This is a genomic window from Flavobacterium sp. FlaQc-52, from assembly GCF_044007495.1.
Classification (GTDB): Bacteria; Bacteroidota; Bacteroidia; order Flavobacteriales; family Flavobacteriaceae; genus Flavobacterium; species Flavobacterium cupriresistens.
In genome coordinates this window covers 154985-169354 of sequence record NZ_JBIPCV010000008.1, presented here as the reverse complement: position 1 = coordinate 169354, position 14370 = coordinate 154985, and the positions used below count along the sequence as shown (strand labels likewise).

At 34.1% G+C, this 14370-nt stretch carries 11 protein-coding genes; 3 read left to right on the top strand and 8 right to left on the bottom strand.

The window, feature by feature from the left end; all coding sequences use genetic code 11:
* Nucleotides 1-252: 252 nt before the first annotated feature.
* The 3 genes from ACHRV5_RS14960 to ACHRV5_RS14950 all read right to left on the bottom strand — a co-directional run bounded on the left by ACHRV5_RS14960 (nucleotide 253) and on the right by ACHRV5_RS14950 (nucleotide 5331).
* On the bottom strand, nucleotides 253-975 hold the full coding sequence (locus ACHRV5_RS14960) for a hypothetical protein (RefSeq protein ID WP_047774450.1): 723 nt from the start codon (nucleotides 973-975) through the stop codon (nucleotides 253-255).
* 182 nt (nucleotides 976-1157) lie between these two features.
* On the bottom strand, nucleotides 1158-3623 hold the full coding sequence (locus ACHRV5_RS14955; RefSeq protein ID WP_395427294.1) for a TonB-dependent receptor plug domain-containing protein: 2466 nt from the start codon (nucleotides 3621-3623) through the stop codon (nucleotides 1158-1160).
* Nucleotides 3624-3633: 10 nt separating this feature from the next.
* Complete coding sequence (locus ACHRV5_RS14950; RefSeq protein WP_395427293.1) at nucleotides 3634-5331, bottom strand: M23 family metallopeptidase; 1698 nt, start codon at nucleotides 5329-5331, stop codon at nucleotides 3634-3636.
* Nucleotides 5332-5511: 180 nt separating this feature from the next.
* Between ACHRV5_RS14950 and ACHRV5_RS14945 the strand changes: the two genes are divergently transcribed.
* The 3 genes from ACHRV5_RS14945 (at nucleotide 5512) to rny (ending at nucleotide 7872) form a co-directional block, all read left to right on the top strand.
* On the top strand, nucleotides 5512-5802 hold the full coding sequence (locus tag ACHRV5_RS14945) for a hypothetical protein (RefSeq protein WP_047773949.1): 291 nt from the start codon (nucleotides 5512-5514) through the stop codon (nucleotides 5800-5802).
* A gap of 5 nt (nucleotides 5803-5807) precedes the next feature.
* Nucleotides 5808-6101, top strand: coding sequence for a cell division protein ZapA (locus ACHRV5_RS14940; protein WP_047773953.1), 294 nt, complete (start codon nucleotides 5808-5810; stop codon nucleotides 6099-6101).
* 208 nt (nucleotides 6102-6309) lie between these two features.
* Nucleotides 6310-7872: a ribonuclease Y gene (gene rny / locus ACHRV5_RS14935; RefSeq protein ID WP_047773955.1), complete on the top strand. Its 1563-nt coding sequence runs from the start codon at nucleotides 6310-6312 to the stop codon at nucleotides 7870-7872.
* Nucleotides 7873-8229: 357 nt separating this feature from the next.
* Here the strand turns inward: rny and ACHRV5_RS14930 are convergent, their stop codons facing one another.
* The 5 genes from ACHRV5_RS14930 to ACHRV5_RS14910 form a co-directional block, all read right to left on the bottom strand.
* Nucleotides 8230-9750 (bottom strand): PAS domain-containing protein, encoded by a 1521-nt coding sequence (locus tag ACHRV5_RS14930; RefSeq protein ID WP_395427292.1) that lies wholly within the window; start codon nucleotides 9748-9750, stop codon nucleotides 8230-8232.
* A gap of 154 nt (nucleotides 9751-9904) precedes the next feature.
* A complete protein-coding gene (gene xerD, locus ACHRV5_RS14925; protein ID WP_395427291.1) occupies nucleotides 9905-10801 on the bottom strand; it encodes a site-specific tyrosine recombinase XerD in 897 nt (298 codons plus the stop codon).
* A gap of 77 nt (nucleotides 10802-10878) precedes the next feature.
* On the bottom strand, nucleotides 10879-12426 hold the full coding sequence (locus ACHRV5_RS14920; RefSeq protein ID WP_053004187.1) for a hypothetical protein: 1548 nt from the start codon (nucleotides 12424-12426) through the stop codon (nucleotides 10879-10881).
* Nucleotides 12427-12863: 437 nt separating this feature from the next.
* Entirely contained in the window at nucleotides 12864-13442 is a 579-nt protein-coding gene (locus ACHRV5_RS14915; RefSeq protein ID WP_047773960.1) for a porin family protein, read from the bottom strand.
* Nucleotides 13443-13709: 267 nt separating this feature from the next.
* The gene (locus ACHRV5_RS14910; protein ID WP_395427290.1) at nucleotides 13710-14318 is read right to left on the bottom strand and encodes a porin family protein; all 609 of its coding nucleotides are present in this window, start codon (nucleotides 14316-14318) and stop codon (nucleotides 13710-13712) included.
* Nucleotides 14319-14370 lie beyond the last annotated feature (52 nt).

Genomic DNA, 14370 nt, shown 5'->3' with positions numbered 1-14370 from the left:
TATAAACGACTTATCCATAAACAACTTAAAAGCACCGGATGAGATTAAAAGAATTATTAATCTGTGACGCAAAAAAATAAACACCAATTACACCAATTACACTAATTAATTTGTGGCAATTGGTGAAATTCGTGGCAAAAGAATCTAGATAATCAAAAAAAGAAGCGCCTTTTAAAATTAGTTTTAAAAGGCGCTTCTTTATAGTATAGATTAAAAAAATCATTCTAATCTGTGTAATCTGTGGCAAAAAAATCAAATAGGCTTATAACTTTTTACTTCCCATTTTTTAGACGCCAAATCAATATAGCTATAGTGCAAAACGTCGTTTTTATCAAATTGACCGTTTTGGTTGGTATCTTCGATTGTTCTGAAATACAAGCGGTTTTTAGATTCGATTAAATTCCAATCTACCAATTCCTGAAAATCTTCAGAAACTTTGGTAAAATTCTCTCCGCTAATATGACTTAAATACAATGTTTTGATGTCACTAGTATCGATTTTTCCGTCTTTGTTCGTATCAGAATCGGCCAATGTATAAACCATAACTTGATTCTGTGTTTTATCGGCAATTGTTTTTAAATACGTAGCCGTTAGAATCAAAGCCGGTTTATCGGTCAAAGGACGAATTGAATCTGAATCTGTTTTTTGAAATTTCAGGTTTTGCAAATAACCTGTGATTTCAAATTCGCCCAAATTAGAAATCGTAAAACTTACATCATTGACACTTGAAGAGCCGTATCGTGCTTTTGTTCCTTTTTCATACACTCTCAAATCACCTACCGGATGAATCAAATAGTTTGTCCCTTCCATCTGAATAGGCAAATCTGCTACTTCAATCTGAGTTGAATCTGTTTTTACGGCACTACTGGTCTTATTCGTTCTATCGTAAATAACTTTAGGTTTCTGAACTTCATCACGGCAACTCGCTAGAGTTCCGACAATTACTAATACTATATATTTTAAATAATTTTTCATCTGCATTAATTATATTCGGTTATCAAATATAGTATTTTTGGCTGTATTATTTATTTTTATTGAATTTTACTAAAGTAAGGATATTTAGAAATACAATCCCAAAAAAAGCCTAAAGAAAGAATCAAAGATTTTTCATATCAAGAAATCAGACAGAAACGCTTTCCTTCTTACCAATTCCACAATTACAACCTCGCATTCAACTTAATATTAAAAACTCTCGAAGTCATATAATTCGGGATGGCGTATTGTGTTTTAGAGTACACATCACGCACCCAGGTATTGGTTATCGCATTTTGATTGTTGAAAAGATTAAAAATTTCAAAACCAACTGACAATTCTTTGAAATTTTTCAACCAGCTTGTTTTAGCTGTTCTGGTACTGCTATCTACAAAAACTTTAGCAAAACCAATATCTGCTCGACGATAATCATTAAGTCTGCTCTGATACAAATACGGGTCAGAATAAGCGGGAGAACCTCCCGGCACGCCTGTATTATACACTAAATTCAAATACATTTTAATACTGGGAATATTAGGCATATAATCCTGAAACAACATGGCAAATTTTAATCGTTGATCTGTCGGTCGTGCGATATATCCTTTGTTCTCATAGTTCTCTTCTGTTCTCAAATACCCAAAACTTATCCAAGATTCTGTTCCCGGAACAAACTCTCCATTCAACCTGAAATCAAGACCCTGTGCGTATGCTTTTGCATTGTTATTAGCCACGTAACGAATACGAACATTATCTACCGAGTACGTATTTACATCTGAAAGTGATTTATAGTACACCTCCGTCACCCATTTAAAAGGGCGATCCCACATTTTAAAACTGTAATCGTTACTCAAAACAATATTTATAGACTGCTGTGCTTTTACATTTGGATTCACCATTCCATTTAAATCCCTCAGCTCTCTATAAAAAGGAGGCTGATAATACAATCCACCTGAAAGTCTGAAAACCATATCCATATCCCAATCCGGTTTTATAGCAAACTGAGCCCTCGGACTGAAAACAATTTGATTTTTACCTTCCTCAGTAGCTCCTTGCACGGACCAGCTCTGAAAACGCGCTCCGATATTATACCAAATCTGATTGGAACCAATTGTCTTTTTCTGATTCCATTGTGCATATCCGGAAAATCTGTTTATCGTATTAAAGTTCGTCGCACGGACATCCTGGTACGGCAACAACAGTCCCGCATAGGGCACATAAGGCTGGTTGTTTTCCGGAAGACCAATAATTGGCGGTCGTATAGAAAACCCAGCCGAATCAATCATTTCCCACTCCGCTATCCGATCCCGAATGGACTCGCGGGTATACTTCATACCAAATTCCAACTGACCATCTATCCATTCCTTAAAACCTTTTATTTCTGCATTTGCAATCAGAGCATCGAGATCGTTTCTGGCATGATTAAGCTGAGAACCTATTCCGCGTGTGAAATCAACATCATCAATAGAAGTTGTCCCATCCGGATTTACATTTCCTAATCGATATTGCGCCAAAATATCGAAATGTTCTTTTTCTATGGTATGAAATAAAGAGCCTATAAATTTTAAAGTAAAACCTGGCGACACTTTATAAGTTGTTTTCAAAGCACTAAAATAAGTATCATATTGGTCTTTTTCCTGACCCTCATAATAAACGGCGAGCGCCATTGGCTGATCAATTGTTCCAAATTTGGTCTCGCGTGTTAAAGGCTGATATAAATATTTGTTCTGAGAGATATTCCCCAAAAAACTCATTTGCCATTTTTCGGAAATATCATAATTTATGTTGGTCTGAACATCAACAAAAGTCGGGGTGTAATTCGTTTGCGTATCCTGACTGTTTACAAGCAGGCTATTATTTCGATATCGGACTCCGGTAACGGCGGACCATTTTTTATTTTTGGAAACTGCATCAACCGATACACTCCCTCCTAACAAACTTGCTTCTAAGGAAGCACCAAACTCAGTAGGTTTTCTGTACGTAATATCCAAAACAGAAGAAAGTTTATCACCAAATTTAGCTTGAAATCCTCCTGCAGAAAAATCAACATTCTGAACTAAGTCAGTATTGGTAAAACTCAAACCTTCCTGTTGTCCCGAACGAATCAAAAAAGGACGATATACTTCTATTTCGTTTACATAAACCAGATTTTCGTCATAATTTCCACCTCGCACCGCATATTGTGTACTCAGTTCATTATTTGAATTTACACCGGGTAAGGTTTTTAGAATATTCTCGATTCCGGCATTTGCTCCGGGAACCTTTTTAATTGTTGCAGCATCAATAACTGTAATTCCCTGCACCCTCTTTTTATTCTTGGAAGACACGAAAACTTCTCCCATTTGCTCTTCGGAATTGCTCATTACAGGATTAAAGACAAAAACTTCATTGGTTTTTAAATTTACCGTAAGACTCATCATTTTTAATGAAATATGAGTAAAGATCAAAGCTACTTTTCTATTGGAAGGAACTTCAACTTCAAAAAAACCATTTGAGTCTGTTTGTGAAGCATTTCCCAAAAAAGAAATATTCACACTGGATACAGGTCGTTTTTCACTATCTAAAATGATTCCTTTAACACGGGCTTTTTGCGCAAACGAAACATAACCTATGCACAAAAAAAAGAAGACGAATATTAACTTACTACGATTCAAATGTCTGATTTTATTTTTGTTGACTTCTAAAAAAGTGAGTTTCAAAGGTAGTAGAATTTCCTACATTATCAACTACTTCAATTTTTAAATCATTAGCACCTTCTGCGACAATCCCATCTTCAAAGCGGTGCGTAATTTTTCTCGTTTTATTATCATATTCAAACAATATCCAATTTCCATTTAAATAACCATTATACGATTTAACTCCAGACAAACTGTCCCCGATCGTAAACTGAATTGTTTTCATATCGCTGATCCATTTGTCCTGAATTGGTTTTGCAATTCTGATGACCGGCGCTATCGTATCGAGCACCAATCCGAATTGTCCCAGAATTTTTGATTTAGTCGTAAAAACATCATTTTTGCGGATCGTTCCATTGTAACTCTTGCTGTTTCCGCTAAATCTGGCAATAAACAATTTATCTCTGAGCTCTTCCGGATAAGTAGCATCTTTTATAGTAACGGTAAAATTAGAATGCACCGGAACTACATCTTCATGAATATAAATTCGGTTGTTCTTTACATCAAAATTCAAATTAAAATCCTCATAAAAAGTTCCCGCAGGAAAAAATACGGACATATTGTCTTTTTCGAAATTAGAATCTTTATTATAACGAACGACATACTTTGACGCTATTGGTTCTGCGGTTACTATTGGCGTAGCGGCATCATATTCAACTGGAACCGTCACCGAATTTAAATTCCCATAATAATCCGAAACCTCAATCTTGTAAGTCGATGTCAAATTGGGAGCAACCGGGATAATTCCGCGCAGCGAATCTGTTTTTATAATACTTAAAGCAAAAGGCGTTTTCATAAAAAGCTTCTGAATACGCTGTCCTGATTTTTTATATCTCGGATAATCGATAAACGCGTTGATAAAACGCATCTCATCAAAGGAGTACGTATTAAACTGATAGTTGTAATTTTGATTTCCGTTTAAAAAAGTAGAGACATTAAAAACTCCATTTTTATTAAAAGAAACATCATCGGTATCAACAGCATTAATCCCAAAGCCAATCGCACCATTTGCTTTTACTTTTCCTGCGAGATAGGTTCCGTCTTTCTGAAGTGACAGACTTAACAATAAAGGCTGTTTGGATAGATTTACGACGGTGTTTTCGTTTATCGGATAAACCAACAAACTTGAAATCGTAGGTTTTTTTGTGTCTTTTATATTTTGATCAAAGCCAAAAAACATTGGATTAATAACAAATTCCGTTTTAGAGTCACGAAATTCAAAATGCAAATGCGGACCTTCTGACGATCCGGTATTTCCTGAAAGCGCAATCAATTGTCCTTTTGTAACGGGCAATTCGTCTGGTTTTGGAAACATTTCTATTTCAAAAGAACGTTCCTTATAATGTGTTTTCTGAACATAATCCTGAATCGGACCCAATGTAGTCTGCAAATGTCCGTAAACAGAAGTGTACCCATTGGGATGTGTGATATAAATACATTTACCGTTACCAAAAGTAGAAATTTTGATTCTGGACACATAACCATCCGCAACGGCGTATACATTTAGCCCCTCTCTTTGATTGGTTTTCAAATCGAAACCGGCATGAAAATGATTCGGTCGCAACTCCCCAAAATTACCTGAAAGTTGCATCGGAATATCCAGCGGCGGACGAAAATAATCTTTAGGATATTGCGTCTGAGCACAAATAAAATTAGATAAAAACAGAACAAGTATTGAAAATCTCATAACCAACATTTTTGCTAAGATAAAAAAATATGAGGCCAAAACCGAGTAAAAAGCTACAATAATACAATGAATTGAATTTCATTCAATTGCCTATTTTTAATGTAAAAAAATCGATAAAAAATTGCATTAATAAAAAGGAATACTAACTTTGTATGATTAAGTAATGAATTAGGATTTATAATGAGTGTAATTGCCGAAATAATTGATACTCTTGAATATAAAGTCGAAAAGCTTTTTGAGAAATCAAAGGCACTGGAGAAAAACAATCAGGAATTAAGATTAGAACTAGCCAAAGCTTCGCAAATCATTCAGAAAAAATCTGAAGAAATGGACGCTTTGAGAAAGCAATACGAAACACTTAAGATAGCCAATTCATTGCTGGGCAGTGACAATAATAAGAGAGAGACAAAGCTTAAAATAAATTCATTAATTCGCGAAATTGATTACTGTATAGCACAACTATCAGACTAGGAAACATGGACGAAAAGCTTAGAATTAAAATATCAATTGCAGATCGGGTTTATCCATTAACGGTAGAACCAAATCAGGAAGAGGGACTTAGAAGTGCTTCTAAAAAAATTGATGCTATGATCAAGCAATTCGAAGAAAGTTATGCGGTTCGCGACAAGCAGGATGTATTAGCCATGTGTGCTTTACAATTTGCTTCACAAGTAGAACAAAAACAAATTGATTATAATGTTGATGGTCACGAAACCATCGAAAGAATTAAAAGATTAAATTTACTTTTAGATCAATATCTCGAAAATTAAACGTTCTTTACAAAAACTAAGATACTGCCTACATTAGTTCATTTTTGGTAAACTCAACACTAACAATTTAGAATGAGCGAATCATCACTACTAGAGCATGCCACGCTTTTTTGCGAGGAAACTTGAACAGTGAGTTAGCTCAAAACTTGTCTTTACGAGTTTATTCAAGCAATTAATGTAGGCTTTTTTATATATAAATTTTAACAACATGGACATAATAACGATCATTATTTCAGGTATTATAGGAATTGCGGCAGGGTTTGCAATCGCTAAAATTATCGAAAAAAGCAATATTTCTAATTTAATCAAAAACGCTAAAAAAGAAGCAGCCTCAATTTTAAAAGACGCCAATTTAGAAGCCGAAAACACTAAAAAAGACAAAATTCTTCAGGCAAAAGAACGTTTTATCGAATTAAAATCGGAACACGAACAAGTAATCTTAGCCCGAGATAAAAAGGTAGCTGAAGTTGAAAAAAGAGTTAGAGACAAAGAATCACAAATATCAAATGAGCTTTCTAAAGCTAAAAAAGTAAATGACGATTTCGAAGCTAAAACACAAGAATACAACAACAAAATTGAAGTTTTAGACAAGAAACAAACAGAAGTTGACAAATTACACAAAAGCCAATTACAACAGCTTGAAGTAATTTCAGGACTTTCTGCAGAAGAAGCTAAAGAACAATTAGTAGAAGGTTTAAAAGCCGAAGCTAAGAGTAAAGCAATGTCTCACATTCAGGATACTATTGAAGAGGCAAAACTTACTGCACAGCAAGAAGCTAAAAAAATCATTATCAATACCATTCAAAGAGTTGGAACAGAGGAAGCAGTTGAAAATTGCGTTTCTGTTTTTAACATTGAATCTGACGATGTAAAAGGTAGAATCATCGGTCGTGAAGGTCGTAACATTAGAGCTTTAGAAGCTGCAACTGGAGTTGAAATCATTGTTGATGATACACCGGAAGCGATTATTCTTTCTTGTTTTGATCCTGTACGTAGAGAAATTGCCCGTTTGGCTTTACACAAATTGGTGACTGACGGACGTATTCACCCGGCAAGAATTGAAGAAGTTGTAGCTAAAACAGCCAAACAAATTGACGACGAAATTATCGAAGTAGGTAAACGTACCGTTATTGACCTAGGAATTCACGGCTTACACCCTGAATTGATAAAAGTAGTTGGTAGAATGAAATACCGTTCTTCTTACGGACAAAACTTATTACAACACTCGAGAGAGGTTTCTAAACTTTGTGGTATCATGGCAGCTGAATTAGGCCTAAATGTAAAACTGGCAAAAAGAGCCGGTTTACTTCACGATATTGGTAAAGTGCCGGATACAGAAAGTGATTTACCTCACGCCTTATTAGGAATGCAATGGGCAGAAAAATATGGTGAAAAAGAAGAAGTTTGCAACGCCATTGGAGCACACCACGACGAGATCGAAATGAAATCATTGTTATCACCAATCGTTCAGGTTTGTGATGCTATTTCAGGTGCAAGACCAGGCGCAAGACGTCAGGTATTGGATTCTTATATTCAACGTTTGAAAGATCTTGAAGAAGTAGCTTACGGATTCAGCGGTGTTAAAAACGCTTACGCTATTCAAGCTGGTAGAGAACTTCGTGTAATCGTAGAAAGCGAAAAAGTTTCTGACGATAACGCTGCCAACTTATCTTTTGAGATTTCTCAAAAAATTCAAACAGAAATGACGTATCCTGGTCAGGTAAAAGTAACTGTAATTAGAGAAACAAGAGCTGTTAATATTGCGAAGTAATCTCCGATTTATATAACAACAAAGGCTGTCTTGAGAAAGACAGCCTTTGTTGTTTTTACGTAATACCTAAACCTTGTATAAAATGAGTTTAACTGTTTTTAGCATTGATTTTTACTCCCACTTCTCCTACTCTTGTCATTTCTATGTATCAGAAACCACATCCAATTGGACGTGAGCTACTTGTGTGATTTCTCGTACCTCGAAATGACAAAAAAAAGCATCCAAAACTCTTTATTAATTTAAACAATTTATCACCCACAAGCCCCGCATAGTTCCCGTTTAAAATTGGAATTTGGAATTTAAAATATTGGAATTTAAACCCCAACTTGGTCTCAGCTATCCCAAATCACCTAAACCTCATATATCATTAAATACAATTTTAAAGCTTGTCCCTACTCCTACTTCACTTTCAACAGAGATAGAGCCTTTCATCGCTTCAATTTGATTTCGGGTAATATACAATCCAATTCCGCGTGCTTCGCGATGTTTATGAAAGGTTTTATACATTCCGAATAAAAGATCACCATAAACGTTCAAATCAATCCCTAAACCGTTATCGGTAATCTTAAGTGATTTAAAACCGTCCGGTTCAATTGCAAAATCAAAAATAATAACGGGGTCCCGATCAGGGTGCGCGTACTTTATAGCATTTGTTGTGAAATTCAATAACACACTTTCAAGATAAGCCGGATTAAAATTGATGCTCACGTATTTGGGAACATTATTTACAATCGAAACATTTTTTTGTCTGTCATGCCCTCTAATGGTAAAAATCGTTTTTTCAATATATTCACTTAACCTCAAAGGAACCACAATGATATTGATATTACTCTGCGTCTTTACAATCTGGGTCAGATTAGAAATAGTTTCATTCAGGTCATTGGAAACGGTTCTTAAATGCTCTAACATTTCGTCAACAGTTTGTTTGTTAACATCCGCATCGATAAAGTCTAATATCGATTTTATATTCCCGGCCTGTGTATTTAGATTATGCGAAACAATATGAGAAAAATTCAGCAATCGGCTATTCTGATCACTGTATAATTTCATTGTTTTTATAAGATCCAGTTCTTTTTCTTTTTGCGAAGAGACATCCGTGTGCGTTCCGATCACACGCAAAGGTTTTCCATTCTCATCGCGCTTGATTACCTTTCCTCTGTCAAGTATCCATTTATAATTACCGCTGGACGTCATGACACGATGATAATTTTCGTAATAGGGAATTTTATTCTCAAAATGGTCCTTAATATCTGAATAGTACTTAGGAAGATCATCGGGATGCACGATTTTATCCCAACGTTCCGGATCATCAAAAATATCGGTTGACTCCAGCTCTAAAATTTTCAATGACAAGGACGAATAAAAAACACGGTTGGTCACCATGTCCCAATCCCAAATACCTGCAGTTGAAGCCTCCAAAGCAAACTGAAAACGCTCCTCAGAAATACGAAGATTCTCTTCTTTCTCTTTTAGATCTGTAATGTCAGAAATATGGCCAAAAAAAGCAACACCACCATCTGCAGCTAGTTCGGTTTTAGAAGAAACCTTAAACCAGCGCAGTCCTTTTTTAGGCAAGACCGCTCTAAATTCGATCTCCCAGGGCTTTATCTCTTTTCTTGCTTTTACCAAAGACGTAAAGAACAACTCTTTGTCCTGAGCAAATATCCTATCGTAAATAATTAACTTAATATCACTAGTAAAATCACTAGCGGTAAGTTCAAAAATAGCATCCGCAGACTTACTGACAAGTGGAAAAGAATATTTATTATCGCGATCAATAATAAATTGAAAAAGTAAATCCGGCATCTCTGCAAACAGCTTTCTGTAAAAATTATTTACCTCTAAGCAATCCTCACTTCCATACAAATCAAAAACCATATATTACTTATTTTATTTAATTTGAACTCCCTACACCCTATTCAAGATAAAAAAGTAAGAAAACAACCCTATATTTTCCTGTATGTAAAATATATACCCAATATATTAAAATTTAAAAAGAAAAACGACAGTTGATCACAATTATTATTCGAAATTATTTTCGGGGATGAAAAGAGTGTATCACTTCTTTCAGAAAACTTCTGTCCAAATGAACGTAAATCTCAGTAGTTGTAATTGACTCATGTCCAAGCATTAACTGAATCGATCTCAGATCAGCTCCATTTTCGAGCAAATGGGTTGCAAATGAATGACGCAAAGTATGAGGACTAATATTTTTATTCAGATTTACTTTTACGGCCAGATCTTTTATAATAGCAAAAATCATGGAACGCGTAAGCTGACTTCCTCTGCGGTTTAAAAACAAAGTATCTTCGTAACCTTTTTTTATATTTAATGTATTTCTAATACTGCTTTGATATATGCGGATGTACTTTTCAGTGAACTTACCAATCGGGACAAAACGCTCTTTATTTCCTTTTCCGGTGATTTTAACAAAACCTTCCTCAAAATACAAATCAGAGATCTTAAGCGACACCAATTCCGAAACCCGGAGCCCACAGCCGTATAAAGTCTCTAAAATAGCGCGGTTTCTTTCTCCTTCATTTGAACTCAGATCTATAGCCGCAATTAAGGCATCGATTTCCGTAACAGACAAGGTATCCGGTAATTTCCGTCCCGTTTTTGGGGCTTCAATTAATTCTAACGGGCTGTCTTTTCTGTAATCTTCAAATACTAAATAATTGAAAAAACTTTTCAAACCAGAAATAATTCGGGCCTGAGACCTTGGATTCACTTCTTTTGAAACGTCATAAATAAACTGCTGTACGGTTTCATCTGTGATTTTCAATGGCGAAACTTCAATACCGTTCGTCTCTAAAAAAAGACACAATCGTCCGATATCGAAACCATAATTTTCAATTGTATTTTTAGACAATCCTCTTTCGATTCGCAAATACGATTGATAATCTTTTATGTAGGTATTCCAATTCATACGTGCAAAGTAAAACATTTTTGGGTATAAAAAAACCTTCCGGGTTAGGGGAAGGTCTATTTATAAAAAACCGAACTCTACTGAACCCTAGTCGGTTCAATTGCTATAGAATACAACCCAGAACTATATTCTCTAGTTTGATAAACTCCAGGACTTGATTCGTTAACAATAATATTATCTGCAAAATTCACAATAACATCACCTAACAAATCATTTCCTTGTGTGAACGTTCTCTGAACTGTACTCGTCGTTATAGTCTTAAGACTAGACCCATATTTTAAACCTACTTTTGTAAGAGTACCAAAAGCAGCATCGATACTAAAATTAGTCGCAAACTCGACACTTCTTGTATCAGTTAAAACAATAGTTTCTGTTAAATCGACCTCTTCAACGTTAATCTTAATAGTAGATGCGTATTGATCAAGATCCCAATTAAAAATTGGGATATTCAAATGTATCGTCTTGATACTATTTATTTTACGATGATAAACATCCCTTCTATTCCATCCCTTCTCAGCCTTTACAAAAGTAAAATCAAATAAATCTCCCAATGGCACATTGAAATATTTTACTATTTCACTTCCTATTCCATTTTTACCATTAACTATTATTCTAATTTTAAACTCAAAACTTCCCTTACTCCAGTTTGAAATTGTAAAGTCGCCAGCCATATTATCCGCTAATGCTTTTTCTGCTATCACTGGATCTCCTGTTTGATCCGCAAGTGAATTAAAAGCTGCGGTAGGATCTCCTAATAATGTAAATGATTTTACAGTTTCTTGGAAATCATACTTGAAAGGCCCTTTAGTTGTCGTTGGTGTGATACCATAATAAATGAAATCTCTATGCCAACCATCAGCAGTAGCATACATATTATAAGCATTAATAATTTTTGCATCTAAAGCAACTGAAGATATGTTACGTGAAGTTTCTTTCTTAGCATTTTTAGATTTATCAAAACAATCATCAATAAATTTAAACTCTATACCACTAGCATTTCTCAAAGACCTAGTTTTTAACTTACCGAATCCCTTGTTCCTTGAGACAACAACCCTTTCATTGTCTTTAATAACAATTACAGGAAAACTAGGAATCTCCTTCGCTTTGATTATATCCTCAGTTCCATCTTCATTTATAATCGGCACATCATTACTTGTTGTTAATGCAATAGCAACTTTAGGTATCTGCTTTTCTGTATCCCAAATACTAGCAGAAAACGAATTTTCAGGTAATTCAGGAACAAAAAATGTAAGCGCAGGATTACTTACTTCAATTAAATTCAATAAAGCTTCACTTCCCAAATTTTTAAGTATAATCTCCCTTACAGTAATATTACCCTCCAATCTTTCATCTTTTATCATTTGGTACAAAACCTCATAATCATTATCAAACATTTCTAAAGATTTATTCTTTATCAAATCTCTCAACGCTTTACTCTCGGCTAAGGATTTAACCAAAGACTTACCAAATTCTCTTTTCAAATTTGAATTTGAATCATATAATTTCTCAACACTTGCTTTACTAGCTTCATCACTTGACATCTCCGAGCTATTATCTTTTTCACAACTTGACAAGACTAATAAACAAAAAGAAAACACAACAGACATTTTAAGGCTGTTCATCATAATATAAAATTTTTAATATTAATTTAAACACAAAATAAAGTAAATACTTTCAAAAATACTATTTGCTTTTATAAGAAAAAAAACAGTCTTAAAGCCCTAACCTACTGAATTTACACATATGCCTGAGAAACAGAAACTCAACATTTATTTGAGAATTTATAAAGATTATAAAAAAACTTCATAAATACATTTAGATAAAATTCAAATCAATAGCCTTTCTATAAATTCTGAAATCATACACATATAAACTTTGTCATTAAACCAAATCTAACTTTCCTAAATTTGATAAATCACACATTAAAAATCATAACTAATACCAAAATACTCTTCACCTATTCGCCTTACTTTATAGATTAATAAATATTCTCCAAGCTTTAACTTCCAAAAAAAAACCTTCCCGGTTAAGGGAAGGTTTTAACTTGTATTATTTTAATTTACTAGAATTTATAACCTAAAGACAATGCAAGAACGCTGTTCTTAGGGCTGTCAAAATACTCTTCCGCATCTTCAACATCGTAATCCCCAATATTTGACAAACCTACCGTATAACGAAGATTCACAAAAACATTATCTGTAAAGTGATATCCTGCTCCAAAATTAAAACCTAAATCTATTGATTTATAAGAATCCTTTGCGTTATAGCTATCATATTTTGCAGATGTCAAAAACCCAATTTGCGGACCAGCTTCAACAGTGAACTGTTTAGTTATAAAAAACTTAGCCAAAACAGGAACATTAATATAATTCAGTTTCGCATCGATATCAGAATTCCCAAAAGACTCTAATTTTGCTCCTTGTGTAGAAAACAAAACCTCGGGCTGTATGGCCAATCTCTCTATAATTTTAATCTCAGCAAAACCACCAACGTGGAAACCTACTAAAGATTTAGCATCCCAATAATTTCCTCCGGCAAAGGTTGAAACATTAAGACCTCCCTTTACTCCAAATCTGGTTTTCTGCGCATTTACAAATCCAAATGCCAAAATCGCAACCAATGTTAAAACAATTTTTTTCATTTTTTATTTTGTTAAAGTTTAGAACGCAAACGTATAAAACGCATGTTAAAATTCCTAATAAAAGAATTCAAAAAGCGATTCACAAATACACTTTAAAACCACACCAAATATCTTGCATCATATTGATTTAAAAGACATTAATCTTACTCATTTCATTAAATAAGTAAGTATACAAAGAACAATATCTGTTAAAAATTTAACAACTAAAATCTTTCAAAATAATTTAATAAATAAAAAAAACTTCCTGAATCAGGAAGTTTTTAACTTTTAGAATTTGTAACCTACAGATAATAAATAAACACTGTTATAAATTTTATTGCCATCAAGGCTTTTTCCATAAGAAGTGAGGCTTAAATTATATCGAAACCCAACAGATAAATCCTTAGTAAAATCATATCCAGCGCCAAGATTCACTCCTAAATCTAAATCATCATAGGAACTTTTCACATCGTCATTTCCTGAAAAAGCACCATTCTCACTTGTCACTTCCCACTTAGATTTAGCCCCTAATAAAAATCTAATCTGAGGACCTGCCTCAATACTAAATTTATCAACAACATAAAACTTAGCCATAACCGGAATATTTAAATAAACTAAACTTGATTTATCTTTACTTCTAAACCCAAATCCAGAGCCAGATATTTCAGTACACCTACCTTGAGTAGATAACAAAAGTTCCGGTTGAATGGCAAATTTATCCGAAATTTTAATCTCTGCAAACCCTCCAACTTGAAATCCAACTCTTGATGTTGATTGAGTACCATATCCGTTTATTGATGTAAGATTAACACCCCCTTTAATACCAATTCTGGTTTCTTGTGCATTAGAAAATGCGAACGTAATTACTGCAACAGCAGTCAACATCATTTTTTTCATTTAATTTCTTTTTTGTTCAAATTCCAAAGTGCAACTATAGAATTATCACTAC

What these genes read in the sequence shown, in the direction of transcription:
- ACHRV5_RS14960 (WP_047774450.1), bottom strand. Translation starts at nt 975, where the DNA reads ATGAAAAATTATTTAAAATATATAGTATTAGTAATTGTCGGAACTCTA.
- ACHRV5_RS14950 (WP_395427293.1), bottom strand. Translation starts at nt 5,331, where the DNA reads ATGAGATTTTCAATACTTGTTCTGTTTTTATCTAATTTTATTTGTGCT.
- ACHRV5_RS14945 (WP_047773949.1), top strand. Translation starts at nt 5,512, where the DNA reads ATGAGTGTAATTGCCGAAATAATTGATACTCTTGAATATAAAGTCGAA.
- ACHRV5_RS14940 (WP_047773953.1), top strand. Translation starts at nt 5,808, where the DNA reads ATGGACGAAAAGCTTAGAATTAAAATATCAATTGCAGATCGGGTTTAT.
- rny (WP_047773955.1), top strand. Translation starts at nt 6,310, where the DNA reads ATGGACATAATAACGATCATTATTTCAGGTATTATAGGAATTGCGGCA.
- ACHRV5_RS14930 (WP_395427292.1), bottom strand. Translation starts at nt 9,750, where the DNA reads ATGGTTTTTGATTTGTATGGAAGTGAGGATTGCTTAGAGGTAAATAAT.
- xerD (WP_395427291.1), bottom strand. Translation starts at nt 10,801, where the DNA reads ATGAATTGGAATACCTACATAAAAGATTATCAATCGTATTTGCGAATC.
- ACHRV5_RS14920 (WP_053004187.1), bottom strand. Translation starts at nt 12,426, where the DNA reads ATGATGAACAGCCTTAAAATGTCTGTTGTGTTTTCTTTTTGTTTATTA.
- ACHRV5_RS14915 (WP_047773960.1), bottom strand. Translation starts at nt 13,442, where the DNA reads ATGAAAAAAATTGTTTTAACATTGGTTGCGATTTTGGCATTTGGATTT.
- ACHRV5_RS14910 (WP_395427290.1), bottom strand. Translation starts at nt 14,318, where the DNA reads ATGAAAAAAATGATGTTGACTGCTGTTGCAGTAATTACGTTCGCATTT.